The sequence below is a fragment of the Janthinobacterium silvisoli genome (assembly GCF_014200725.1).
GTDB lineage: Bacteria > Pseudomonadota > Gammaproteobacteria > Burkholderiales > Burkholderiaceae_D > Janthinobacterium.
The window spans coordinates 135,094-160,214 of the sequence record NZ_JACHCL010000006.1; the positions used below are offsets into that span (position 1 = coordinate 135,094).

Genomic DNA, 25,121 nt, shown 5'->3' on the forward strand with positions numbered 1-25,121 from the left:
CTCCTTACACCGTGGAGTTATCCATGCAAGAGTTTTTCGCCACCGTCAGTTGGCAGCGTGCCGGCCAGGATTTCGCCAGCCAGCGCTACAGCCGTGGCCATGAATGGCAATTCGATGGCGGCCTGCGCGTGCCCGCCTCCTCGTCGCCCCTGTCCGTGCCGCTGCCGATGTCGGTGGCCGCCAACGTCGATCCGGAAGAAGCGCTGGTGGCGGCAGCCTCGAGCTGCCACATGCTGTTCTTCTTGTCGCTGGCTGCCCAGCGCGGCTACACCATCGACGATTACCGCGACGACGCGGTGGGTGAAATGGGTAAACAAGCTGATGGCCGCACCGGTTTTACGCGCATCGTGCTGCGTCCCCGCATCATCTTTGCCGGTACGCCGCCCACGGCCGAGGCATTGGCGGCGCTGCACCACGACGCGCACACGCGCTGCTACATCGCCAATTCCCTGAAGGCCGAGATCGTCGTCGAGGAGCCCAACTGAATGTACACGCCCGCCAGTTTTCGCGAAGAGCGCCTGGACGTGCTGCATGGGCTGGTCACTGCGCACCCACTGGGCGCGCTGGTGCACCAGGATGCAGATGGCTTGACGGCCGACCACCTGCCGTTCGAGATCGCCGCCCCCACGCCCGAGGCGCCGTTCGGCACCTTGCGCGCCCATGTGGCGCGCGCCAATCCGCTATGGCATGCAGCCGCGGCAGACCCTGCGCAGGAAGTGCTGGTGGTTTTCCAGGGTCCGCACAGCTACATCACACCGGCCTGGTATGCAGAAAAACAAGCGAGCGGCAAGGTCGTCCCTACCTATAATTATGCGGTAGTGCATGGACACGGCCCGCTGCGGACCATCGACGATCCTGTCTGGCTGCTGGCCCTGGTCAAACGCCTGACAACCCGGCATGAAGCGCAGCAGGCCACGCCATGGGCCGTGGCCGATGCGCCAGCCGGCTATATCGACAAGCTGTTAGCAGCCATCGTCGGCATCGAGATTCCCCTCACGCGCCTGACGGGAAAATGGAAGCTGGGACAAAACCGCACGGCAGAAGACCAGTCGCGCATGGCGGCCGGATTAACCGCCAGCCACATGCCGGATGCTGCGCAGGCATTGGGAGCGCTGATGACAAGCCAGGTGAATATCTAAAAAAAAAGGCCGCTTGCGCGGCCCCAAGGAGGTTCACAGGAGACACCATGACGCCGCGAGGCGACACTCTTGCTTAAGCCAGATGCCCTTCCGCCACCCAGCCGCGGTTGGCGGCAGGCGCTTTCGGCTTGGGCACGAAACCGCTGCCCTTTTCCGCTTCCAGGATGATGTTGCGCATGCTGTCGCTGGCGGCAGGTCCCGGCGCAAATGCATAATACTCGTCGTTGATGGGCAAGCCGGTGGTAGCGTCGACCAGCACCGGATCGGCGGCTAGGCCTGTGTCGCGGCTGGCGATCACCAGGCTGGGGCCCTCGGGGGCGAAGTTTTCATTGCCCCAGGCGATAAAGGCCAGCAGCACCGGCTTGAAGGCACGGCCGGACTTGGTCAAGACATAATCGTAGCGTGGCGGCTTGGCGCAATACAGGCGACGCGTCATCAAGCCGCCCTCCACCAGGTCGGCCAGGCGCCGCGTCAAGATGGTGGGCGCAATCTTCAGGCTTTTTTCGAACTCGTCGAAGCGCGTCTTGCCATAAAATGCTTCGCGCAGAATGAGGATGCTCCACCACTCGCCTACCTTGCCCAGACTGCGTGCGATCGGGCAAGGCAAGTTGTTAAAGTTGGTATGTTTCATGATCATCTCCTCGCGTAAATTCCAACACAACAATCGAAAAAAGTTTTTTACCGGCAACATCAAACTTCAGTTACTATCAAATAAAGAGTCATCGCTGCGCCATGGCGACTGCTTGAAAATACACACAAAATCACACTTTTCTGGTTTCCGTACAATGACGGCTGTTACAGATACTTCTCTCTTACAGACCCCAATCCCGCTACGAAAGACGGTGCCAGCGAAGCTGCATTACGCTGCCCACGCCCGTTTTTCACACGATGTGTACACAATGAATGCTTTAAAGTTTGCTTTTCTACCTGCCCTGCTCGCTCTCTCCGTCTGCCAGACCACCAACGCCGGTACCGCCACCGCCTCGTTCCAGACCAGCCTGGTGATCCAGGAATCCTGCACCATCGTCTCGCAGCGCAATAGTCACCAGGTACAATGCCGCCACAACACGCCTTATCTGATCCATCAGCAAGCTATGCCTTCCGGCAATGGCCTGACTGTGATTACCTTTTAAAAATAAATCGTCGCCATCACGGTATCCTTGTAATCACCCGGGCTGGGCGAAGCCTGCGCCGGCACCAGGCCATACACGGTCAGCGGCACGGTGGCGCCCGTGCCCGTGCCCGTGACCATGCTGGTACCGGCCGTGCCATCGCCCCATAAAGTGGCGCCATCGAGCGTCGCCGCCAGGCGATAGCCGATCGTTTCCCCGGTGGCCGTATTGCGCATTTGCCGGTTGGCCACGTTGCCCGTCACGCTGCCACCGTTCAAGGCAATCTGGTAGGAGCTGGCATTGGCGCAGCGCACCGATAAACTGCTCGTGCTACGCACATTGCTGCTTAACACGGAGGTACTGACGAATGCCATCGGGCTGGCAAGGATGGTGCAATTGTTGATCACCGTCGCAGTGACGTTAAAACTGGCGCTGCCAGTGCTCACGGGACAACCGATAATACTCAGCAGCCCGCAGGCGGCGGCGGAATAGGTAGCGACCAGGGTCGACGTATAGACGGTGTTGTTATTGTTCCCCACCACGGGCACGGATGGCAGGGTAGTTCCGGCCGGAATCTTCGCGTACACGGTAAACGGCGTGCTGAAGGTACCGATACCCAGCAAGCTCGAAAAGGTCGGGCTGATCGTCGACGGTGCGCCCGGCACGCTGGCGCCGCCCCAGATCTTGGGGGTCGCATAACTACCGTCCACATACAGGTTGTATTCGATACGGTTGCTGCCATTGCCCAGATTGCGCGGCAGGGCCGAGGTCGAATTCGTGCCCAGGCCCAGGGAAACGACCGTCGTCACCGTTGGAATAAGCAATGGTCCCAGATCGAGCAAAAAAAACTGGCAGGTCAGGGTACCTGTCCCCGTGGTCGTATAGTCTGTGGTGGAAATCGGACTGATATTGCCGAAATCGATATTGTTGATGCTGACCGAACAGTTCCATGCGGACGCCGTAGCGCTCCAGCTGCAGCCGATTATCGTCAGCAACACCATCAGCAGGCGGCGCATCACTGGCCTCCTTGCGTGACAGGCATGCAGCGCAAGGGGCCGATCACCGGCAGGCCGGTCGCCGGGCGCTGGTAGGCAAAGTGTACCGTGCACAGGCTGTCGCCCTCACCGATGCGCAAATCGTTCTCGGCCTGCAAGTCATCGACAAAGGTCACGCCGTCAAAACCCACCAGGGTTTTCTTGCCGCTTTGCACATGCAATACAGGCAGCCCGGTTCCCATGAAATGGCCGGTGCTGTCTTGCACAATGATGGTGGCGGCGCTATAGCGTTCGATGGGGAAAGACGCCAGCACGCCGGACAGCGACCTGGGCACCACATTGATATTGGAGACCGGCACGCGCGCATCGACATTGAGGTCATCCGTGTTGATGCTGATCTGGTTATTACCGTAAGCATTCAGATTCGGCACCAGCAGATAACCACTGCCGCCCGTCACGCCAATCTGCCGGTTTTCACTGAGCACAGGCACATCCGCCACGCCGCCGGTGGACACCAGCGCAAAGCCGTTGCCCACCTGCCGCGTCATCGCTACGTGGCCATCCATCAGCACCAGTGCGCCAGAGGCGCCCACGGAACTCGCGTTGCCCGCATCACCGCCTTGGACGCGCGCCGTCAGGCGGCCATCGTTGCCCAGGTAATCGACCTGGGCCTGCCGATAATTCACGCTGCCCGTCGCTCCCGACTGCACGGCCCACCCCACACCGCCGCCGAAGTCTGCAGCGCGCTGCGCACCGATGCTGCGGCTGTTCACACCGTTCTGCCGGCTGGTATTCGCGTTGACCGAAGCATTATTGTCAAACGCCATGCTCAGACCAAAATAAAAGCCCCGTTTTTCACGCTCGCGCAAGTCCTGGAACAGGCTGGCATTGAGGAACAGACCGTGCAACAGCGTAGCCGAATAACCGAGCGTGGCAATCTTCGATGCAGGCTGGCCTTCTGTCGTATAAGCGATATAGCTGAGACTGACACTTTGTCCCGTCAGCACCGGCAGATTCAGCGAAACGCGGTCGGCCGTACGCACGATGGGACTGCCGTCGCGCGACGCCAGGTCGCCGAAGCCGGAGGTGGCGCGCGTGGTTTGCGCATCGATGCTGAAGCGGGAACTCAGGTACTGGTAGCCGGCGCTGAGCTGCAGGCCGCTGCTGCTGCCCGTGCTGGCCGACAGCGAACCATTGAGTACACCCTTCTGCCCCATGCGCCACAAGGCGCCCGCGCCCGCGTGGTACAGGCCCGCCGACAATTCCGTATGTCCTTCGACGGTCAGGTCGTCGCTGACGCCATAACGCCCCGTGGCGCTGGCCACCGGCCTGCTTTCATAGCCGAACATACGCTGTCCATAGTCGCGCCGCAAGACGCCCGCCTCGACCGAATAATCGCTCAATCCCTTGGCCAGCATGCGCGTGTCCACATACAGGGGCAAGGTGGTCGACACGCTGCGCCCCAGCGCATCATGCGTGATGATAGTGGCTTGGCCAGCGCCGTTGATGCCGGTGACTTGATTGAGCACGAAGGGACCGCTGGGCACGCTGGCCGTATATTGCTGTATCCCATTGACATACAGGCTCAGGGACGAAGGCACGAGCGCCGTGCCATCGACCGAGGCGACCGGAAAGGTCAATAAGTCAGGGCGCAGCTGAAAATTCTTGCGCCATTGAAAGCCACCGATGCGCACCGAGCGGCTCCAGGCCAGCGACGACGAAATCAGGTCGCCCAGCTGCCACATTTCCAGGGTGTCGGGATTGGCGTGATTCCAGAAAGTGTCAAAGCGCATGTATTTTGACGCGCTGCTGCCCAGATTGATCGTCCCGGTATTGCTGAACACGCCGCTGTCATTGAAATAGCGCAAGTCGTTGAAAATGGCCGTGCGGCGGGTCTGGCCCAGTTCGGAATACAGTTCGTAATTGAGCACGGCGCCGGGCGTGACCTGGGATGGCGGGATCCGCCCCGTATTGCGTGCATTGACCAGATTAGGGGCCCGCACCGCATCGCTGACGGTCAGGGACAGGCTCTGGCGAGCGGCATCATACTCATAGCTGAGACCGGGAATCGCGTCGAGCTCCACCTCGGCCTGGCCCGGTGCGCCAAGGCGCGCGGCATCCAGTCCCAGCTGACGCAAATCGTCCACATTGCCGCGCAAGCGCTTACCCACTTGGGTAAAGCGCAAGATCAGCCCGGTTGACTCAGCATTCACACTCACCTCCAGATACAATTCATTCGATACAGCCGGATTACCCGGCAGGCTGGCCGGGCCGGGGTCAGCTCCCGATACCGCCCCAGAAACGATTCCTGATGCCGCCGCCGCGTCATCGGCCCTGGCCACTGGCGCCCCCATGAGCAGCAGCGCAGTCCAGCAGGCCCGCCATGTCAGTGACCGTTTCATGGTTTAACCAGGTAAAGCCTATGGTGATGGCGCACAAGAAAACCGCAGGCCATGACCGCAATGTTATAGAGTCGAATTCTTGGCAATGATCGCCTTTGCATTCACGTTGACCGTAATGGCCAGCACGCCATCGAGCGCGGCGTCATTGTCCACAGGCAAGCGCCACTCGCGCATGCGTCCCGCCAGCACATAGCCAAACAAGCCCTTGCTGATCAGATAGTCCGTACCGGCCGCATTCTTGAACGTCATGGCGCCTATCTGCGCATGGAAATTGCCGCTATTTTTAATTCGCAACATCCATTCGCCGTCCTTGCGAAATACTTGCCACTCCAATACCTCCTTGCCTGCGCCGGCAGCCGGCAGCACGAACACGGGTACCGAATAACGCAAGCGGATATCGACGCCACTGCGCTCAGGATCGACTTCGCGCGCCACCTCGTCGATCAGCACGCGGAAGGTACGTTCCTGGGCCAGCGGACCGGACGCCTGGCGCACCAGGCGGATGATCTGGCGGCCATTGGGGGCGACCTCAACGATAGGCGGGCTGGCGATCAGTTCCTGCGTGGGCGACAGCGCTTCTTCACCATTCGCCTGGTCCCAGGAAAACACGCGTACCTGGCCATACAGGGGCTTGTCACCCATATTTTGCAAGGTAATACCAGCCGAATTCTGCTCGGCCCGCATTGTGATGGTGACGGGAGAAATCTGCAGATTGGCTGCTGTCGCCGGCATGGCGCCGAGCATGTTGAGCATCGGCGCCAGAGCCAGGAGTAGCCAAAAGTTATTCAATGAGCGGCGTACCGTCATATGCACCCTGCCTAGAAATACACGGTTGCGGTAATGGTCGATTTATAGGCGTCGGGAGCCGGTGTCGCCTGCGCAGGCACTTGTCCATACACGGTCAGCGGCTGCAGCGACCCTGAACCAATGCCACCCAGGGTATTGGTCCCCTGCGTATTGCCCCACAGGGTAGCGCCGGAAGTCTGGAACAGGTTGAACGCCACCGTGCCCGTATTCACACCGGTACCGCTCATGAAGCGCGCGGTGCCAGACGAGCCGGTACCCGTGCCTGCGTTCAGGCCCACGTTATAGGGCGTGGTATTGGTGCAGGTCACGTTGACGGTGGTATTGACGTTCACGGCAGTACTCAGTACGCCCTGAACTGAACCGAAGTTCAAAGGAGTCGCTGCGATGATGCAGTTGGCCACGATGGTCAGCGTGACATCGAAATTGGCGGTGGCGCTGCCGTTCAGATAAGTGGCGGCGTTGACAGGAATGGCCAGCGAAGTAGCGCCGAGGCAAAGACCGGCGGCGATGGCAAGGCGGGAAAATTGAGCGCGTAACATAAAACCTCCTGATGATGAAACATCATGAAATGGCCCTTGTTATCAAGGGCGCTGAGGATAGTCACGGTATTGCCGGCGTTTTCTAGGGCACGCAAACCAAGACAGCATTACTACTTTTAAGATGGCAGACGAGTTGGGTAGCCAGCATGTTTACATCGAAGGCAAGGCAGATTTTTTTGCAATCGACATTGCTCTAAATCAATGTATGGCCCGATTATTAGCTATCTAAAAAAAAGTCGCTTCTGCTGGCGGTGAAACGACTTTTGAAATACGCGAAAACCAGAAAAAAAAATAAAAGCAGGGCATAATAAACCACAGCTTGCCTTTTGATTAAGCCAACCATGCCATGCCAGGGCCATGCCATTAACCAGCGAAACTGTCAAAAAGAACATCTTGATCGTGGACGATTCCGCGTTTGAGCAGCGCATGCTGACCGAGCTTTTAAGCGAGCAGCCCTACCGTTTCAGCGTTGCCTTCAATGGCTACCAGGGCTACCAGCTAGCGCTGGCCACGCATCCCGACCTGATACTGCTCGATGTGCGCATGCCTGAAATGGATGGCTATACGGCTTGCCGTTTGCTCAAGGCCAACCCCGAGACGGAACCGATACCGGTGATTTTTCTCAGTGGCGCCGATGCCGCCAAAGAACGTGTAATGGGACTGCAGGTGGGCGCGGTCGACTATATCGCCAAGCCATTCACGCCGGAAGAACTGGCCGCGCGCATCCATATTCACCTGGGATTGATGCGCAGAAACAACACCGTGCCTGCTTCAGGGATGGAGCCGTCCGACAGGCAGCAGCATCCAGACCTGGTGTTCGTCAACGCCGTCAAACAGCTGATCCTCGACAATCTGGGCGACTTGCCCAACCTGTCGGAGATTGCCCGCAGCGTGGGCACTTACCGCGAAAAGCTGACCTTGATGTTCCGCGAACAGACGGGCATGACGGTGTTTGCCTTTATCCGGGAAGCGCGCATCGCCCGCGGCGTGGACCTGCTGCAGCAGACCGATATCGATGTACAGGATATCGCCCTGCTGATCGGTTTTCACAATGCGGGTAATTTCGCCACCGCCTTCCGCGAACGCATGGGCATGACGCCCAGCGCCTACCGGCAGCGTCTGCAGGAGCAGGCGTCGGCGCCGCACTGACGCCTGGCTCCCCTTTAGAACTTGTAGTTCAGCTTCAAGGAAGCAAAACGTCCGCGCGGGTCGGCCTGTGTGTAGTCAAAGCCGGTGGCCGAGTAATCCCATGGCGCGCGCTTGTCGGCCAGGTTTTGCACGATCAAGCTGACGCTCGCCGCTGGCGTCACCTGCCAGCTGGTGCTGATGTCAAACGTGCTGAAGGCAGCCACGGATTCGTCGAGGTGCGTGCTTTGCGCATAGCTGCCCACATAGGTCCAGGTCAGCGTCGACGACCACTTGCCCTGCTCCCAGGTGGCCGACGACACGCCGCGCCATTTCGGTATCGAACCAAAGTAATTGGTACCGGCGCCATCGGTCAGCGGTGCGCCGTCAGACAGCGGTTCGGCAAAGCGCAGCACGCGGCTCAACTGGCCCGCCAGGGTCAGCTTGCCCCAGTCGGCGCTGGTGAAACGCTGGCGCAGGTCCAGGTCGATACCGGACACTTCACGCTGGCCCTGATTGCGGTACTGGCGGTACAAGGTGGTGATACGGCCAGCGGCGTCGCGCGTGATGTTTTGCGGTCTGATCGCTTCATTGTCCAGCGTGGTGACCGAGCTTTCCGTGCCGATCACGCCATCTTGCTTGATACGGTAGTAATCGATACCGATGCTGGAACTGGCAGTCGGCGAAATGACCAGACCAAGGTTCAGGTTTTTCGAGCGCTCAGGACGCAATTCCGGATTGGCGGCCGTGATGACCGTCACGCCGCGCGCCTGGGTCGGCGTCAGCGGATCCTTGGCATCGATCACGTTGCCATAGCTGACCGCCGTACTGTTGGTGATTTCCGGCAGCGATGGGGCGCGGAAGGCGCGCGACACGGTACCGCGCAGCAGCAGCCATGACGCCGCCTGATAGCGGGCGCTGGCTTTCGGAGAAAACGCATTGCCAAAATCGCTGTAATGGTCGGCGCGGCTGGCCAGGTTCAGAGACAGATCTTTCACCACCGGCACATTGAATTCGGCGAACAGGGCCGATACATCGCGCGAACCGTCGATAATGTTGATCGCCGGGCGCAGCTCGGTGCCCGACAGCACGGCGGTCGAGGTTTGCGAATCCATTTTTTCGCGGCGCCACTGGGCGCCGGCGGCAAAGCCCAGCGGGCCGGCCGGCAATTGCCACAGCTCGCGCGAAGCGGAGAAGTCCAGCGTATCGAGCGTCGAGACGGCCGGGCGCAGGGTCGACAGGCGCAAGCTGTTGCGCACTGCATCGCTGTTTTGCGCAGTGTCGAAGAAGTTGTAGCTGCCATTGGCCAGCACCGTCTGGAAGGCATAGCGGTTGACGAAGTTCTGCACGGTTTCTTCCAGCTTGCTGCTGGAGTGGCCTACCGACGCATCCCAGTCCCAGCCTGCCTTCGTCCCCTTCAAACCGGCCAGGGTGCGGTAAAACGTGACCTTGTCCTGCTTCATGCGCGGGCCCAGGTCAAATAAAGTCGACGTGAATGGCAGCGGGGTGGCGCCCGTGTTGTAGGGATTACCGACTGGCAGCGCGACGTTGATCGTGTCGAGCGACTGGGTGCCATTGTTCCAGGCGCGCGTGGCGTTGTTGACGGTTAGTGGCGCGCTGAAAGTCTGGTCGGCACGCGAATAGCTGTACAGCAGGTCGACATACGCTTCCGTGTCTTCGTTCACCTTGATGGTGGCGCGTGCCGACGAATGGATGCGCTGGATGCCAGGTATCAGGGTTTTGTAGGGGGCAGGATTGTAGGCCAGCACCTTGCCTGTCTTGTTTGGCGAGATATCGCCGTAATTCACCCATTGCAGCGGACCGTTGGCAGTACCCAGCGTCTGGGTAGGATCGATGCCCGCATAATTTGTGGGTACCCAGGCCAGGGCGCCGCGCTGCTGGTTGCGGTAATCGGAATCGCGCATCCATGCCACATCGCTTTGCTGCAGCTTGTCGCGCTGCTGCGCGTCGACCGAAAAGACCACGCTGTAGCCATCGTCCTGCAGCTTGCCAAAACCCGTTTGCAGCGCCGCGCTCTTTTCATGCTGGCCCGTGCCTTCGGTCGAACCGCCCCATTGCGCCGTCAATTCAGTGCCCGTGAATTCCTGGTACAGAATGATGTTGACCACGCCGGCCACGGCGTCGGAACCGTAGATGGACGAAGCGCCATCCTTGAGCACCTCGATGCGCTGCACCGCCGCCATCGGAAGGCTATTCAGGTCGACAAAGGTTTCTTGCAGGTTTTGCGCAGTGGCATAGCTGGCCACGCGCTTGCCGTTGACCAGGATCAGGGTATTTTTCTGGCCGATGCCGCGCAAGGACAGGCCGGCCGTGCCAGCCGAAAAACTGCCGGTAAATTGTTCGTTGTAGCTGTTGCCGCTGTTGGCTGAAATGGAGCGCAGCACATCGGCGATACTGGTCTTGCCGCTGGCCTTCATCTCTTTGGCGGTGATGACCTGGACGGCGCTGGCGCCCTCCTTTTCGCTGACGCGGATATTCGATCCGGTGACGTTGACGCGGGCCATTTCCTCCTGGGCGTGAGCGAGGACGGGAAAGGCGGCGGCTATGGCAAGACTGATGGCGAGTGGTTTAAACATGGTTTCCTCTTGATGGGATTGCAGCCTTTTACATTCGAAAGGCCGAGCAGCAGCACGCTGACCGGGGCGGTCAACGGATACAGGCAGCGTGGGGAGTTACTGAATTACTGAATTACGAATGATCTGGACGCGCCTGCATCGGCATGCACATACACATGCAAGACATGTTTATGTGCAGCCGAGTGGCGGAAAAAATGGCAGAATTCGTAAAATACAACATAAAAAACACCGGTGAGCGGAGAAATTCCACTATATCGCGGTGTTAACATGATGTGAACGAATTAAAAATTGGTTACATATATGATTTGAATCTAAGGCTAACCTCGACGGCGCTTCAAGCCTCAGCGCTTGTTCCCGATAACACCTCAGGCGCCTGCGCCATACGGCGGGCCTGGATGCGCCACCAGTACCACGACACCAGCGCATTGATCCAGTACGCCGCATACAGCACGGCCGTCAGGGTCAGGCCACGGCTGTAGTACAGCGGCACGGCCACGGTATTGACCATCAGCCAGAAGGCCCAGGTTTCCAGGCGCCGGCTCATCAGCAAGAATTGCGCGATGACGCTGAACACCAGCACGGCCGAATCGATGAAAGGCGCATACGCATTCGTGAAACGGTGCAGCAGCAAACCATAGATGACGACGGCGGCCACGCCGGCCGGCACGATCCAGGCCAGGCTGGACCATCCCGCCCGGCTGATCGGCAAAGGTTCGCCGCCAGCGCCGCGCCGCCATTGCAGCCAGCCGATGATGCAGGTAACGATGAAGAACAATTGCAGCAGCACGTCGGCGTACAGGTTGACTTGATAGAACAGCACGGCAAACAGCACGCAGCCGACGATGCCGATCCACCAGGAATGAATGTTATTGCGGCCAGCCAGGATGATGGAAGCGGTCATCAGCACGTTGGCGGCGATCTCGAGCGGGGGAGTCAAGCGGTCTTCCTTTGCGGTGGGGGTGCCGCAACTATAGCCGATTTGAGGCGCTGGCGAGCGGCTGCCGCAGCGCGCTGGAACACACGCTGCGGCAAAACATCATGGTGCGATGGCGGCGAAACGGCCTTGCCGGAAATCGTCAAACGCCTGCACGATCTGCTGCTCGGTGTTCATCACGAACGGGCCATGGCCGACGATGGGTTCGTCGAGCGGCTGACCACTGAGCAGCAACAGCACGGCATCGTTATTGGCCTCGATGCGGATGCCATCGCCATCGCGGCCCAGCAGCGCCATCTGCGCTTCGCGCACCACGCTCTCGCCATTGACCAGAACAGTGCCGTGCAGGACGATCAGCGCGCCACCCCAGCCTGGCGTGAGCGGCAAGTGCGTCACCGAGCCCTGCGCCAGACGCATGTCCCATACCTGCATCGGCGAAAAGGTGCTGGCTGGCCCCTGCTGACCAGCGAATTCACCGGCGATCACGCGCAGCGAACCGGCGCCGTCCGGCAGCGCCAGCGTCGGTATCGTGGCGCTGGTGATGGCCTGATAGCCGGGCGCCGTCAGCTTGTCCTTGGCCGGCAGGTTCACCCACAGCTGCACCATTTCCAGGGTGCCACCCGATTGCGTAAAGGCGGGCGAATGAAACTCTTCATGCAGGATACCGGCGCCGGCCGTCATCCATTGCACGTCGCCGGGACCGATCACGCCGCCCTGCCCCGTCGAATCGCGGTGCGCCACCTCGCCCTGATACACGATGGTGACCGTTTCAAAACCACGGTGCGGATGCGAGCCCACGCCCGGTGGACGCGTGCCAGGCGCAAATAGCGCGGGGCCGGCATAGTCGAGCAGCAAAAAGGGGCTCAGCTGCTTGCCGTGGCCCTGATACGAAAACATCGAGCGCACGGGAAAACCATCGCCGACCCAGTGCTGACGCGGTGCGCTGTAAATTCCTGTAACGGTGTTCATGATTCTCTCCTCGTGTATGTTCAAACTGCATAGACACAGCATATCCCTGCAACGATGATCACGGTAGACGGTAAAATTGACCATCAGCGTTCTTTAAATAGAACAGTCAAGGAGTCAATATGCAGGATTTGAACGACTTGTATTACTTTGTGCAGGTGGTCGAACATGGCGGTTTCGCACCGGCCGGACGGGCGCTGGGCATGCCGAAATCAAAGCTGAGCCGGCGCATCGCCGTGCTGGAAGAACGCCTGGGCGTACGCCTGCTGCAGCGCACGACACGACATTTTTCCATCACCGACGTGGGCCAGTCCTACTACGAGCATTGCAAGGCGATGCTGGTGGAAGCGGAGGCGGCGCAAGAGGCGATCGAGCTGACGCGGGCCACGCCGCGCGGCACCGTACGGGTGTCCTGTCCGATCGCCATGCTGCATACCCTGGTCGGCCCCATGCTGGCCAGCTTCATGCGCGACCATCCACAAGTGACCCTGGAACTGGACGCCACCAACCGCCGCGTGGACCTGGTGGCCGAAGGCATCGACGTGGCGATCAGGGTGCGCCCGCCACCGCTGGCCGACAGCGACCTGGTGCTGCGCGTGCTGGCCGAACGCAGCCAGTGCATGGTGGCCAGCCCACTGCTGTTCGCCGGTGCAGCTGCCCCCATCTCACCGGCGGACCTGGCCGACTGGCCCAGCCTGGCCTTGGGATCGCCGCAGCAACACCACCAATGGGATTTGCACGGGCCCGACGGCGCGCGCGCCCAGCTGCGCCATACACCGCGCTTCATCACGGGCGACATGCTGACCCTGCGCGACGCGGCCGTGGCCGGCGTCGGCCTGGTGCAACTGCCAACCATGATGATCGTCGACCAGCTGGCCGACGGCAGCCTGTTGCCTTTGACTCCGCAATGGCGGCCGCAGCCCGAAATCATCCACGCCGTCTTCCCCTCGCGGCGCGGCCTGCTGCCGGCGGTGCGCGCGCTGATCGATCACCTGGCGCACAGTTTTGCCGCGCTCGACGAGGAATAAAGCCTCAGCTTTCCTCTTTCAGGCGTCCCGCCAGCAGCTGGTGCAAGCGCTGCTTGCCGGCCCGGCGCGCCACGCGTGGCGACAGTTCGGACTGGTGCGCACCGGCACCACTGCGCAGTTTGGTCGCCGCCACCAGCACATTGCGTGGTTTGACGGCTTTGATCTTGAGTTTCATCTTGCTTCCTTTCAGCCTGTGATACCGGGGCTAAAAAGTAAAAACCCCGGCGAGTTTCCTCACCGGGGTTTTCCTTGGACACCGGCTCGGGATCGGCAACGTTGCCGATGGCCCCGAGCGCATGCACGGGGCTAGAAAAATTGTGCTGTCAAACTAGCCTGCTGGTACATCTGGTGTCCTTTCGTAAAGTGGGTTGATCTGTCGTGCGGACAGCCATTCTGCGCCGTCTGCCGGGATGCGTCAATCTTCCGCGTTGTTATTTGGCCGCGGCCTTTTCCTTGGCAATGCGCTTCTCCAGCCGCGCCTCGAACGTGGCGGCCGCCTTGCGGCACGCTTGCGGATCAATGAAGGGATTCGGTTTGGCGCCCGCCAGCAATTGGACCAGCTTCTGGTCGGCGCCCGAATGGTCGGGGTGGGAGGTGATCAGGATATCGCAAGGCAGGCTGGAAAACTTGTTGATGACGCGGCGAAAATCCGGCGTCAAATCACCGTGGTTCGCATCGGCCAGGAAGTGAAAGTCATCGGCCGCGACGGCATTCAGGCTGGCGCCAAACACCACGTTCAGACAGGTATTCGGGTTGCCGGTGCTGCTGCCGCCCGCTTCGCACGAGACCCAGGTCCAGCTGGTGCTGCCCGGCGTGTGGCCGGGCATATGGTGGGCCGTGATGGTGATCGCGCCCAGTTTCACCGTGCCGCCATCGATGATCTCGCTGACCTTCGCCACTGCCGGCATGGGCTCGATATCGCCCGCCTGCGGGTCTTGCTCGAGTACCCGGCCCGCACGCAGCGCCTGTGCACCCAGCGGGCTGGCGACCACCACGGCGCCGCTGTCGCGGGCCAGTGCGGCGATACCGCCGGAATGGTCGAAATGCGCTTCCGTATTCAGGATGTACTTGATGTCTTCCACCCGAAAACCCAGCTGACGGATGCTCGCTTCTATCATCGCCACCGACTGCGGCAGCGCGCCATCAATCAGGATCAAACCCGCTTCGGTATGGATCAGCACCACGCTCAAGCCACCCACGCCCACGTAATACGTGTTGCCATAAATACGCGCCGGCTGCTGCGGGCGGTTCCATTGCGCCTCGTATGGCGAGGCAATGGGCTTGGTCAGCGGATCGGGCGGCGTCAACGGCGTAACCGGGACGGCAGTGGTGGCGGCATGCGCCGGCGCCAGCGACAAGCCGAACAAAATGGAAAAAAAGATGGTGCGAGCTTGCATGGGCTTCCCGTGTGGATGAAGGAATTTCAAACACACAGGGTAGCGTTATCAAGCCGCCAAGGTCAAGCCTGCTGGCGCGTGGCGGCCAGCACGATTTCGCGGATGCATACGCCCTGCGGCTGCTGGTAAGCGTAGCAGATGGCGGCGGCCACATCGTCGGCCGACAGCACCACGCCGCCCATGCCTTCTTTCCAGGCTTGATAACCGGTCTTGATGCTTTCATCGGTGGTGTGGCCCAAGAGTTCCGTTTCCACCGCGCCCGGCGCAATCGTTACCACGCGCACGTTGTGCGCCGACAGTTCCTCGCGCAGGTTTTCCGTCAGGCCGTGCACGGCAAATTTGCTGCCCACGTAAGCGACGTGGTTGGGGAACGTCTTGTGGCCGGCGACGGAACCGACGTTGATGATGGTACCCGAGCGGCGCGCCACCATGCCGGCGCTGACGGCGTGCACGCCATTGAGCAAGCCTTTCACGTTGACGTCGAACATGCGGTCCCATTGCTCCGGGTCTTGCGTGCTGAGCTCGCCCAGCAGCATCACACCGGCGTTATTGATGATGGCGTCGACCGGGCCGAACTGCGCCTCGGCGCTGGCCACGGCGGCAACGAAGGCGGCGCGGTCGCAGATATCGAGCTGCACGCACAGCGCATTGGGCAGGTTCAGCGCTTGCATGCGGTCCAGGCGGCGCGCCAGCAACAGCAGCGGATGGCCCAGCGCGGACAGTTTCTGCGCCGTCGCCAGGCCGATGCCGGAACTGGCGCCGGTAATCACGATCAGGCGCGGCGAGGAAGAAGTGGTGCTGGACATGAGGCTTTCCTTATTAAAAAATATGATGAATCCTGTTAAAAATCCAGTATATTCATGGGAAGCCACGGTGAAAAATCGTGTTTTCTTTTCACAGCCATCAAAAAAAACTATGGATTCCCGCCAGCTCAACGCCTTCCTGTGCGTCTTTGAAGAACGCAACATCACTGCCGCCGCGCGCCGCCTGCACCTGACGCAGCCCGCCCTGTCGGCCACCATCAAGGCCCTGGAAGATGCGCTGGGCACGCAGCTGTTCCTGCGCCTGCCGCGCGGCGTGGAAGTGACCGGCGATGCGCGCACCCTGTATCCGCAGGCGCAGCGCATGCTGGCAGAAGCCCAGGCTTTGACGCAGCAATTTCGCCATCATCGCGACCGGCTGCCCCTGTCGATCGGCATTGCACACGATATCGCCGAGGTAGATATCGCCGCGCTGGCTGCGCGTTTGCAGGCACTGGAACCGCGCTTGCTGCTGACCCTGGAGCCGGGCTGCAGCGGCCATGCGCGCCTGGCGCCTGAAGAGGACCGCTGCGAAGATGAACTGTTCTTGCCGCTGCGCGAAGAAGCCTATGCGCTGGCCGTGCCACTCACGCATGCGCTGGCCGGTGACGCGCCGCCTCGCCCGGATGACCTGGCCAGCGCCAGATGGATCACTTGCCCCGGCGATTATTCGCACCAGCGCCTGCTGCCGCTATACGGCGCCATGGCCGCCTTCCCCGCCGCGCAGGCCGGCACCTTGCATTTGGTCCTGAGCATGGCGGCGGCCGGCATGGGCCTGGCCATCGCGCCGCGCTCGCTGATACTGCAGCATCCCGCATTGCGCGCCTGCGCCCTGCCCGGCGGACAACTGACACGCCGCCTGGGGCTATGTTATTCCGTGCCAGCGCTGGCCCACCCGGTGCTGGCGCGGCTGGCGCAAGAAGCTGCCGAGGCGCCAATGCTTGCGTTAGGATAGAGGTCCATCCACTCTTGCGCGCCTTGCCGGCGCCACGTCAAGCTATGCGCTTGCTGATACTGTCCGACCTGCACCTGGAAGTCTGGCGCGACGATGCGCCCGCCATCGACCTCACCATCTGCCGTCCCGACGCCGTGATCCTGGCCGGCGACATCGACACAGGCAGCAAGGCCATCGCCTGGGCGGCGCGCACCTTTGGCGCCCTGCCCGTGCTGTACGTGCATGGCAACCACGAAGGCTATGGCCATCAACTGGAACAGATGCAGGATGCCGTGCGTGACGCCTGCGCCAGCGCCAATGCGTACGGCGCCAATATCCGCCTGCTCGATGGCGACACGGTGGTGGTGAATGGCGTGCGTTTTTTGGGTGCCACCCTGTGGACAGACTTTTTGCTGTTCGGCGCGCAGCGTCTTGAAGAAGCGATGACTGCGGCGCAAAGCTATATGCCCGACTACAAACATATCAGCACGGGTGGTACTGAACCTCGCCTGCTGTGCGCCAGCGATACGGCGCAACTGCATGCGCAGCACAAGGCCTGGCTGGCGCAGCAACTGGCGCAGCCCTACGCTGGCCAGACCGTGGTGATCACCCATATGGCGCCGTCGATGCTATCGGTGGCCGAAGAGTATGCGGACAACCTCGGCTCGCCCGCTTTTGCCTCGCAGCTCGACGAGCTGGTAGCCCAGGCCGACCTGTGGGTGCACGGCCACATGCATGCTTCGCTCGATTACCGCATCGGCGGTTGCCGGGTCGTCTGCAACCCTTGCGGCTACAAACGGCCCGACGGCACGCCGGAAAATGAGCAATTCAATCCCGGCTTGATTGTCGAACTCGATGGCCCCGTATCAGGCCAGCAGCTTTAGCAGCGCCTGGGCGGCCGCTTCCGACGAAGCAGGATTCTGCCCGGTGACCAGCAAGCCATCGGTGATGGCGTAAGGCTGCCAGTCGCCCAGCTTGGAGTAGATACCACCGTTTTGCTTGAGCATATCCTCGACCAGGAAAGGCACGATGGCCGTCAGGCCTACCGCCTCTTCTTCGGTATTGGTAAAGCCCGTCACTTTTTTGCCGCGTACCAGTGGCGTGCCATCTGCCGCTTTTACGTGACGCAGCACGCCCGGTGCATGGCAGACAGCGGCGACCGGTTTGCCGGCGGCGATCATCTGTTCGATCAGGGTGATCGAGTGGCGGTCTTCCGCCAGGTCCCACAGGGGTCCGTGGCCGCCCGGATAAAACATGGCGTCAAAGTCTTGTGCCTTGACCTCGGACAGCTTGCCCGTGTTGGCCAGCACGGCTTGCGCCGCAGGGTCAGCCTTGAAGCGGCGGGTGGCATCCGTTTGTGAGTCCGCTTCATCGCTTTTCGGATCCAGCGGCGGCTGGCCACCCTGCGGTGAGACCACCGTCAATCTGGCGCCCGCTTCCTGCAGCGCGTAGTAGGGAGCGGCGAATTCTTCCAGCCAGAAGCCGGTCTTGCGGCCGGTATTACCGAGTTGATCGTGCGAGGTCAGTACCATCAGGATGTTCATTGTGTGTCCTTTACGGTGAGGTTCAGAGTGCTGCTTCGAGGATGCGGCGGCTGCGCGCGAGATCGATATCGCGGTGTTCTCCCAGGGCGGTCATGCCATGGGCTTCCAGTTGCTTCAATACGGCTTCTACTGCGTCCTGGCCCAGCTGGTATGCCGACAAGCGGGTCGGGATGCCCAGGCCTTCAAAAAAGGCGCGGGTATGGGCGATGGCGGCGTCGATGCGCTCTTCGTCGCTACCACTGCGGATATTCCAGACGCGCTCGCCATACTGTAGCAACTTGCCGCGTTTCTGCTCGCGCTGTACGTCCAGCAGGGCTGGCAGTACCAGTGCCAGGGTGCGCGCATGGTCGATGTCGTACAGGGCCGTCAGCTCATGGCCGATCATGTGGGTGGCCCAGTCTTGCGGCACGCCGGCCCCAATCAAGCCATTCAAGGCCAGGGTGGCGGTCCACATCAGGTTGGCGCGGGTTTCATAATCGTCAGGCGAAGCGACCGCCTGCGGCGCGATCTCGACCAGGGTTTGCAATAAGCCTTCGGCGAAGCGGTCCTGCACCCGTGCCTGCACCGGATAGGTCAGATATTGTTCGGTGGTGTGGACGAAAGCATCGACCAGGCCATTGGCGACCTGCCTGGCCGGCAAGGTAAAGGTTTTGCTTGGGTCGAGGATGGAGAATTGCGGATAGACCAGCGGGCTGCGGAAGCTCAATTTGGCTTGCGTGGCTTTTTTGGTGACCACGCCGCCGCTATTCATTTCCGAACCGGTGGCTGGCAAGGTCAGCACCGATCCAAACGGCAGCGCCTGGGTGATATTGGTGCCGCCGCGTTCAGCGATCTCCCACGCCACGCCATCATACAGCGCGGCGGCCGCGACGAACTTGGTGCCGTCGATCACCGAACCACCACCGACCGCCAGCAGGAAGTCCAGCCTTTCACTGCGTACCTGTTCCACCGCACGCATCAGGGTTTCATAGCTGGGATTAGGCTCGATGCCGCCAAATTCCTGCACGCTGCGCTGGCCCAGGGCAGCCCGCACTTCGGCCAGCGTCCCCGTTTTTTCCGCACTGGCGCCACCGTACAGTATCAGCACGCGCGCGCTCTCGGGCACCAGGGCAGACAGTTTGGCAATGGTATCGCTACCGAAAACTATTTTGGTCGGATTGTGAAATTCGAAATTCTTCATGCTCTTGCTCCATATTATTAGACTGGTCGTCTAGTGAGTCATTCAAAAAAAGCGGATGGTTATCATCCGCATGTGTCTGTGCGCCTGCTCAGCGCGCCGCCACGCTATCTGCCGGTAATTGCAATATGCCCAGGGTTGCGTGCCAGGCCGCCTGTAAGGCGCTGGCGTCGCGCCGCAGCTTGGTCAGCATGGCCGCGCCCAGCCACAGCTGGTACAGGGTCAGCGCCGTATGGGCCGGGTCGCTAATCGCGGACAGGGAACCGTCAGCCTGCGCCCGCCCGATACTCACAGCTAACCTGGCGACGATACGGTTGGTGCCACCCAGCAGGGTGACGCGCATGGCTTCCGACATGTCCGCCACTTCACTACTCAGTTTCACGACCAGGCAGCGGCAGTCACACGTGCTGCCATCCGGCTCATAACTGCTCCAGCTGGCCCAGTAATCCATCAGCGACTGGACCGCGCTCTGGCCAGGCTGGCTCAGCACCGTATCCATCTCAGCCAGATAACGCGTCATGTAATCGGCCAGCATCGCCTCGCCAAACAATTCCTTGGACTTGAAGTAATGATAAAACGATCCCTTGGGCACATCGGCCGCCGTCAATATCTCGTTCAGGCCCACGCCGGCAAAGCCTTTGCGCGTGATGATGGCCTTCCCCGTATCGAGGATATGCTGACGAATGTCGGTGTACTGAGCGGTCTGTTGAGCTTTCATGGAAGGTATTCTAGCACAATTAGACCAGTCGTCTACAATTCATTTAGCGGCCTGTGGTAACGCAGTTGCACCACACCGCTGGGCAGGCTATGTGTTGATGCCAGCCGCCAGTCGCTGCGCGGCAGCTCGCCATCGAACAGGCGCACGCCCTTGCCCAGCACCACCGGCAAGATGGACAAGGTCAGACTATCGACCACGCCTTCACGCAGCCCCGCGCGGATCACGGCGCCGCCATCGAGATACACATGGCGGCAGCCTTCCTCGGCCAGCTGCGCCAGCACCGTCTTCACACTGCCCTCGCAACGCTGTTCGCCATGGCGTGGCGCAAAGTCGCGATGGCTGAGCACCACCACCCGCTTGCCCGTATACGGCCACGGTTCAAAATCCAATACCGAGTCATACGTGGTGCGGCCGACCAGCATGGTATCGACCTGCTCCATCAGCGCCGTATAACCCGTGGCTTCCGGCGAGTCTGGCGCCAGTTCGGCCAGCCAGGACAAATCGCCCTCCTCACCGGCGATACAGCCATCGATACTGATACCCAGAAAAACACTGACGTGTACTTGCTGCATGAAATCTCCATCTATTAATTCTACGGTGTAGAATTATGCCCATGAAAATGAAAAAACTTCAAGCCGAAGAAAAGCCCGTACGCCGTGCCGGACGCCCACGCCGCATCGCCCCCGCCCTGGATAGCGGCACCATCCTGCAAGCCGCCCTGCCCCTGCTGGAAGAAAAAGGCGAAGCATTCTCCATGCGCGCGCTGGCGCACAGCCTGGGCGTGGACGCCATGGCCCTGTATCACTACTACGCGGGGAAAGAAGAATTATTACAGGCCCTGATGCTCCAGCGCTTCGCCGCGCTCAACCCGCAGCAACCGCCATTTACAGCGCGCCAGAAGGCGCCACGGCGCTTGCTGGCCTTGTGTGCGCTCTACCTGGAACTGATCAGCGCCACGCCGTATTTCGTGCGCCTGATGGCGCGCGGACTGGTCAGCCAGTCCAATATCGCCGAACGTTTTACGGCCTTGTTCGAGATGGCGCTGGAGGGACTCGCTCTGCCGAAAAAAAACCGGCTGCGTGGCCGGGATGCGATCGTCGATTTCCTGCACGGTTATGCGCTGGCGGGGCGGCCCGCCAGCGAAACGGCATGGCATGCATCGGTGCAGTTGATACTGGCGGGGATGCAAATCACACGCTGAGCTTCATTGCGCTTGCAATACCTGCAGACGTTCGCTGGCATGGGGATTGCTACGACTGAGCGCCAGCGAGCGCGTGTAGTTGGCGATGGCGCCCGGCTTGTCGCCCGCCTGTTCGAGGATTTCAGCCAGGCTGTCGTACGCATTCCAGCTATCTGGGTGCAGGCTGGCGTTCAGGCGCAGGATGGCCAGGGCCTGCGGCAACTGCTGCTGGCTGCTCAATTTATAGCCCCAGATATTGAGCGCCTCTTCACCGGGCAAGGCCGCCGCATCGCGCGTCTTTAATTCTTCCCACGCCTGCTTCGCCTGCCCGAAGCCGCGCTGCAATAGCACCTTACGCAAGGGCAGTACTTCCGGCGGCAAGCCGAAACCCGTCGACGGATGCATGGCCGGCACATAGAAACCGGCGATGTCATCAATGAACAACTCGGGATTGACGCCCTGCAAATTGGTCAGCACCACCACCGACAGATCGTCGTCGGGATACACAAAAAAGGCCGAGCGCATGCCGCCGATGGGACCAGCCGCGCGGTGCCCGCTGCGCACCGTCACGGGCCAGCCCAGCGCCGAACCATTGAGCAAGTCATTCGGCCCCTGCGTCTTGCCGTTATTGAGCACATACGGACTCCACATCGCTTGCAGGCTGGCCTTGTCCTTCAACAGCGTGCCATTTTGCAGGGCGATCAGCCATTGCGCGATATCGCCGGCATTCGAGACAATCCCGGCAGCGGTACGAAAGTAGCCGGGAAAGGTGACGTAGGCGGTCGACAGGCGCGTGCCAGTGAGCCATTTGCCGCCCTCGTTATGCAAATACGTGTACGCGCCCGCCGAGTGGCGAATCACGTCGGAGGAATCGCCGAAGCGCGTATGCGTCAGACCGGCAGGCTTGAACTGGTGGTTTTCCACGAAATGCACGAAACTCTCGCCGCTGAGCTTTTCGATGATCTTGCCGATGAGGACATAACCGGTCTGGTTATAGCGGTAGCGCTCTCCCGGCGCGAACTCGAATGGCAGGGCCTTGACCCTGCTCCAGGACAGCGCCTCATTATCGCCGCCCAACAGGTTTTCCTGTTCGTCGATGATGTTGGGCAGGCCAGACGTGTGCGTCATCAACTGGCGTATGGTCAGCGCGCGCCAGGATGGCGGTAAGTCGTCCAGGTATAGCGAGATGGGATCGCTGAGCTTGAGCTTGCCCGCTTCCACCAGCTGCATCACGGCCACGCCCGTAAACGCCTTGGTGCAGGAATTGATCGAGAACATGCTCTCATTGGTGGCAGGCACGCCGTTTTCCACGTTGGCGATGCCAGCTGCGGCCAGCTCGACGACCTTGCCATGCTGGATCACAGCCACTTGCAGCGCAGGGATCTGCTGCTGCACCATCTTTTGCTTGAGGAAGGCCATCACGTCCTCGGACGTGCTTTGCACACCCTGCGCCCACACGGGAAAAGCCAGGCACAGGCCACTGATCAACGCCAGCACTTTCATTTTGCATCCGTTCACATAGGCGGGCGCCAGGTACAGGAAAGCGAACGTGAAACGCCACGGCAGTAACGTTACCGGATTACTGCACTTTATGAAACAACAATATTATTCTGCTCCCCATACAAAACAGGCGCCCGCAGGACGCCTGTTTCATATGCAAGGACAAAGATCGTGTTTATGCAAACTTAGAAAAATCCGGCTTGCGCTTTTCAAAGAACGCGGTAAACGCTTCCTTCGCTTCCGGCGCGCCCAGCATGGCGCTGAACTGCTGATTTTCTTCGGCGATGGCAGCCTTTATCGGCGCTGTGCGGCTTTGCTTCATCAGGCGCTTGGTGGCGCGGATGGAGGCGGCTGGCAGGGCGACCAGCTTGGCGGCCTGGCCGCGGGCAAACGGGATCAGTTCTTCCAGCGGCAAGACCTTCGAGATCAAGCCCATTTGCAGCGCTTCCTGGGCCGGGAAGGATTCGCCCAGCATCAGTTTTTCAGCGGCGCGCGGGTGGCCGGCGATTTGCGCCAGCAGCAGGCTGGAGGCGAATTCCGGGCACAGGCCCAGTTGCGCGAACGGCATCGAGAACTTGGCGTTGTCGGCTGCGTAGATCAAATCACAGTGCATCAGCAAGGTGGTGCCGATACCGATCGCCGGACCGGCTACCGCAGCCACTACCGGCTTGCTGCTGCCGTACAGGGCGCGCATGAACTGGAACACGGGGCGCTGCTCATCGAGCGATCCGTCTTTCGGGCGCGCCGTTTTCATGAAGTCATCGAGGTCATTGCCGGCCGTGAAAATCTCGGGTTTGCCCGTGATCAGAATGGCGCGTACGGCGTCATCGGTTTCAGCGGCCACCAGCGCATCGGCCAGGGTTTGGTACATCGCGCCCGTGATGGCGTTCTTGCGTTCCAAACGGTTGAATTCAAGCGTAAGGATGCCCTCGCTCTTGCTGCACAAAATATCCATATCGTCTCCAAAAATAAAGGGCGCCGAGGAAGATCCTGAAGCGCCCTTGGTTTTAATTTTTATCGTTGAACGTTATACGCGTTCGAAAATGCCTGCCGCGCCCATGCCTGCACCGACGCACATGGTGACCATGCCGTACTTTTGCTTGGTGCGCTGCAGCGCGTGGATCACGGTGGCGGCGCGGATGGCACCGGTCGCGCCCAGCGGATGGCCCAGCGCAATCGCGCCGCCCATCGGGTTCACTTTCGCCGGGTCCAGGCCCAGGTCGCCGATCACGGCCAGCGCTTGCGCGGCGAACGCTTCGTTTAGTTCGATCCAGTCCAGCTGGTCTTGCGTGATGCCGGCGGCGGCGCAAGCGGCAGGAATCGCGAACTTCGGACCGATGCCCATGATTTCAGGCGGCACGCCGCGCACCGCGAACGACGAGAATTTCGCCAGCGGGGTCAGGTTGTGCTCGCGCAGGATTTTTTCGCTGACGATCAAGAGCGCACCGGCGCCGTCCGACATTTGCGAGCTGTTCGCAGCCGTGACAGTACCTTTGGCGGCAAATACCGGTTTCAGCTTGCCCAGGGATTCCAGCGTCGAATCGGCGCGCGCGCCTTCGTCGGTATCGACGGTGCGGCGTTTTACGTCGACCTGGCCGGTCGCCAGGTTAGGCGTGCGGGTGATGATCTCGACGGGCGTGGTTTCCGCCTTGAAGAAACCGGCTTGCTGCGCAGCGATGGCGCGGCGGTGCGATTCAACCGAGAACGCGTCTTGCTGTTCGCGCGACACTTTCCATTGCTGCGCCACTTTTTCAGCGGTCAAGCCCATGCCGTAAGCCATGCCGATGTTTTCGTCGCTGAACATGTCCAGGTTCATCGATGGGTGGTGGCCCATCATCGGCACCATCGACATCGATTCGATACCGCCAGCGATCATCACGTCGGCTTCGCCCACGCGAATGCGGTCAGCCGCCATGGCGATCGCGGTGATACCCGAAGCGCAGTAGCGGTTGACGGTCACGCCGCCCACGGTTTTTGGCAAGCCGGCCAGCAGCACCGAGTTACGGGCGATATTGAAACCTTGTTCCGCTTCCGGGAACGAGCAGCCGATGATGGCGTCGGTGATCAGCGCCGGGTCCAGGCCAGGCGCTTGCGCCAATGCCGATTGCAGTACGCGCACCAGCAGATCGTCCGGGCGGGTGTTCTTGAACATGCCGCGCGGCGCCTTGCCGATCGGCGTGCGGGTTGCGGAGACGATGTATGCGTCTTGAAGTTGTTTGCTCATTAT

At 60.8% G+C, this 25,121-nt stretch carries 26 protein-coding genes; 8 read left to right on the forward strand and 18 right to left on the reverse strand.

Features of this window, described 5'->3' with window-relative positions; all coding sequences use genetic code 11:
- Window positions 1-23: 23 nt before the first annotated feature.
- Entirely contained in the window at window positions 24-485 is a 462-nt protein-coding gene (locus tag HDE75_RS22255) for an OsmC family protein (protein ID WP_183680601.1), read from the forward strand.
- The gene (locus HDE75_RS22260) at window positions 486-1,139 is read left to right on the forward strand and encodes an FMN-binding negative transcriptional regulator (protein WP_183680603.1); all 654 of its coding nucleotides are present in this window, start codon (window positions 486-488) and stop codon (window positions 1,137-1,139) included.
- Between the two features lie 73 nt (window positions 1,140-1,212).
- Here the strand turns inward: HDE75_RS22260 and HDE75_RS22265 are convergent, their stop codons facing one another.
- On the reverse strand, window positions 1,213-1,770 hold the full coding sequence (locus HDE75_RS22265; protein ID WP_183680605.1) for a winged helix-turn-helix transcriptional regulator: 558 nt from the start codon (window positions 1,768-1,770) through the stop codon (window positions 1,213-1,215).
- Here HDE75_RS22265 and HDE75_RS22270 point away from each other — a divergent pair.
- Window positions 1,769-2,272, forward strand: coding sequence for a Csu type fimbrial protein (locus HDE75_RS22270; protein WP_183680607.1), 504 nt, complete (start codon window positions 1,769-1,771; stop codon window positions 2,270-2,272). The two genes, HDE75_RS22265 and HDE75_RS22270, sit on opposite strands and share 2 nt — an antisense overlap.
- On the opposite strand, the gene HDE75_RS22275 is transcribed toward HDE75_RS22270, so the two are convergent.
- The 4 genes from HDE75_RS22275 to HDE75_RS22290 form a co-directional block, all read right to left on the reverse strand.
- The gene (locus tag HDE75_RS22275; RefSeq protein WP_183680609.1) at window positions 2,269-3,267 is read right to left on the reverse strand and encodes a Csu type fimbrial protein; all 999 of its coding nucleotides are present in this window, start codon (window positions 3,265-3,267) and stop codon (window positions 2,269-2,271) included. The genes HDE75_RS22270 and HDE75_RS22275 overlap by 4 nt on opposite strands.
- On the reverse strand, window positions 3,267-5,648 hold the full coding sequence (locus HDE75_RS22280) for a fimbria/pilus outer membrane usher protein (protein ID WP_183680612.1): 2,382 nt from the start codon (window positions 5,646-5,648) through the stop codon (window positions 3,267-3,269). The genes HDE75_RS22275 and HDE75_RS22280 overlap by 1 nt, the downstream gene beginning before the upstream one ends.
- A gap of 63 nt (window positions 5,649-5,711) precedes the next feature.
- Window positions 5,712-6,401 (reverse strand): fimbrial biogenesis chaperone, encoded by a 690-nt coding sequence (locus tag HDE75_RS22285; RefSeq protein ID WP_183680818.1) that lies wholly within the window; start codon window positions 6,399-6,401, stop codon window positions 5,712-5,714.
- 65 nt (window positions 6,402-6,466) lie between these two features.
- The gene (locus tag HDE75_RS22290; protein WP_183680614.1) at window positions 6,467-6,994 is read right to left on the reverse strand and encodes a Csu type fimbrial protein; all 528 of its coding nucleotides are present in this window, start codon (window positions 6,992-6,994) and stop codon (window positions 6,467-6,469) included.
- A 357-nt stretch (window positions 6,995-7,351) separates the two neighbouring features.
- Here HDE75_RS22290 and HDE75_RS22295 point away from each other — a divergent pair, with 357 nt between their 5' ends.
- Window positions 7,352-8,143 carry a response regulator transcription factor gene (locus HDE75_RS22295; RefSeq protein ID WP_183680622.1) on the forward strand — a complete coding sequence of 264 codons (792 nt, stop codon included), beginning with the start codon at window positions 7,352-7,354 and terminating at the stop codon, window positions 8,141-8,143.
- 14 nt (window positions 8,144-8,157) lie between these two features.
- Here HDE75_RS22295 and HDE75_RS22300 read toward each other — a convergent pair whose 3' ends face one another.
- From HDE75_RS22300 to HDE75_RS22310, 3 genes are all read right to left on the reverse strand, one after another.
- Window positions 8,158-10,716: a TonB-dependent receptor gene (locus tag HDE75_RS22300; RefSeq protein ID WP_183680624.1), complete on the reverse strand. Its 2,559-nt coding sequence runs from the start codon at window positions 10,714-10,716 to the stop codon at window positions 8,158-8,160.
- Between the two features lie 334 nt (window positions 10,717-11,050).
- On the reverse strand, window positions 11,051-11,653 hold the full coding sequence (pnuC, locus tag HDE75_RS22305; RefSeq protein WP_183680626.1) for a nicotinamide riboside transporter PnuC: 603 nt from the start codon (window positions 11,651-11,653) through the stop codon (window positions 11,051-11,053).
- Window positions 11,654-11,752: 99 nt separating this feature from the next.
- A complete protein-coding gene (locus tag HDE75_RS22310; RefSeq protein WP_183680628.1) occupies window positions 11,753-12,619 on the reverse strand; it encodes a pirin family protein in 867 nt (288 codons plus the stop codon).
- Between the two features lie 119 nt (window positions 12,620-12,738).
- Here HDE75_RS22310 and HDE75_RS22315 point away from each other — a divergent pair, with 119 nt between their 5' ends.
- Window positions 12,739-13,644 carry a LysR family transcriptional regulator gene (locus HDE75_RS22315; RefSeq protein WP_183680630.1) on the forward strand — a complete coding sequence of 302 codons (906 nt, stop codon included), beginning with the start codon at window positions 12,739-12,741 and terminating at the stop codon, window positions 13,642-13,644.
- A gap of 4 nt (window positions 13,645-13,648) precedes the next feature.
- On the opposite strand, the gene HDE75_RS22320 is transcribed toward HDE75_RS22315, so the two are convergent.
- The 3 genes from HDE75_RS22320 to HDE75_RS22330 all read right to left on the reverse strand — a co-directional run bounded on the left by HDE75_RS22320 (window position 13,649) and on the right by HDE75_RS22330 (window position 15,847).
- A complete protein-coding gene (locus HDE75_RS22320; RefSeq protein ID WP_183680632.1) occupies window positions 13,649-13,819 on the reverse strand; it encodes a hypothetical protein in 171 nt (56 codons plus the stop codon).
- A 256-nt stretch (window positions 13,820-14,075) separates the two neighbouring features.
- Window positions 14,076-15,041 (reverse strand): subclass B3 metallo-beta-lactamase, encoded by a 966-nt coding sequence (bla, locus tag HDE75_RS22325; RefSeq protein ID WP_183680634.1) that lies wholly within the window; start codon window positions 15,039-15,041, stop codon window positions 14,076-14,078.
- A gap of 62 nt (window positions 15,042-15,103) precedes the next feature.
- The gene (locus HDE75_RS22330) at window positions 15,104-15,847 is read right to left on the reverse strand and encodes an SDR family oxidoreductase (RefSeq protein WP_183680636.1); all 744 of its coding nucleotides are present in this window, start codon (window positions 15,845-15,847) and stop codon (window positions 15,104-15,106) included.
- A gap of 109 nt (window positions 15,848-15,956) precedes the next feature.
- Here HDE75_RS22330 and HDE75_RS22335 point away from each other — a divergent pair, with 109 nt between their 5' ends.
- Window positions 15,957-16,796, forward strand: a complete 840-nt coding sequence (locus HDE75_RS22335) for a LysR family transcriptional regulator (RefSeq protein WP_183680638.1) — start codon at window positions 15,957-15,959, stop codon at window positions 16,794-16,796.
- 44 nt (window positions 16,797-16,840) lie between these two features.
- On the forward strand, window positions 16,841-17,659 hold the full coding sequence (locus HDE75_RS22340) for a metallophosphoesterase family protein (RefSeq protein ID WP_183680640.1): 819 nt from the start codon (window positions 16,841-16,843) through the stop codon (window positions 17,657-17,659).
- Here the strand turns inward: HDE75_RS22340 and HDE75_RS22345 are convergent.
- The 4 genes from HDE75_RS22345 to HDE75_RS22360 form a co-directional block, all read right to left on the reverse strand.
- Entirely contained in the window at window positions 17,642-18,319 is a 678-nt protein-coding gene (locus HDE75_RS22345; protein ID WP_183680642.1) for a type 1 glutamine amidotransferase domain-containing protein, read from the reverse strand. The genes HDE75_RS22340 and HDE75_RS22345 overlap by 18 nt on opposite strands.
- A gap of 22 nt (window positions 18,320-18,341) precedes the next feature.
- Window positions 18,342-19,499: an iron-containing alcohol dehydrogenase gene (locus HDE75_RS22350; protein ID WP_183680644.1), complete on the reverse strand. Its 1,158-nt coding sequence runs from the start codon at window positions 19,497-19,499 to the stop codon at window positions 18,342-18,344.
- 88 nt (window positions 19,500-19,587) lie between these two features.
- Window positions 19,588-20,214: a TetR/AcrR family transcriptional regulator gene (locus HDE75_RS22355; protein WP_183680646.1), complete on the reverse strand. Its 627-nt coding sequence runs from the start codon at window positions 20,212-20,214 to the stop codon at window positions 19,588-19,590.
- Window positions 20,215-20,246: 32 nt separating this feature from the next.
- Window positions 20,247-20,786, reverse strand: a complete 540-nt coding sequence (locus HDE75_RS22360; protein WP_183680649.1) for a dihydrofolate reductase family protein — start codon at window positions 20,784-20,786, stop codon at window positions 20,247-20,249.
- Between the two features lie 47 nt (window positions 20,787-20,833).
- Here HDE75_RS22360 and HDE75_RS22365 point away from each other — a divergent pair, with 47 nt between their 5' ends.
- Window positions 20,834-21,415 carry a TetR/AcrR family transcriptional regulator gene (locus HDE75_RS22365; RefSeq protein WP_183680651.1) on the forward strand — a complete coding sequence of 194 codons (582 nt, stop codon included), beginning with the start codon at window positions 20,834-20,836 and terminating at the stop codon, window positions 21,413-21,415.
- A 3-nt stretch (window positions 21,416-21,418) separates the two neighbouring features.
- On the opposite strand, the gene HDE75_RS22370 is transcribed toward HDE75_RS22365, so the two are convergent.
- The 3 genes from HDE75_RS22370 to HDE75_RS22380 form a co-directional block, all read right to left on the reverse strand.
- On the reverse strand, window positions 21,419-22,897 hold the full coding sequence (locus HDE75_RS22370) for a serine hydrolase domain-containing protein (protein WP_183680653.1): 1,479 nt from the start codon (window positions 22,895-22,897) through the stop codon (window positions 21,419-21,421).
- A 172-nt stretch (window positions 22,898-23,069) separates the two neighbouring features.
- Window positions 23,070-23,849, reverse strand: coding sequence for an enoyl-CoA hydratase (locus tag HDE75_RS22375; RefSeq protein ID WP_183680655.1), 780 nt, complete (start codon window positions 23,847-23,849; stop codon window positions 23,070-23,072).
- 72 nt (window positions 23,850-23,921) lie between these two features.
- Window positions 23,922-25,118 carry an acetyl-CoA C-acyltransferase gene (locus HDE75_RS22380; RefSeq protein WP_183680657.1) on the reverse strand — a complete coding sequence of 399 codons (1,197 nt, stop codon included), beginning with the start codon at window positions 25,116-25,118 and terminating at the stop codon, window positions 23,922-23,924.
- Window positions 25,119-25,121: the final 3 nt, after the last annotated feature.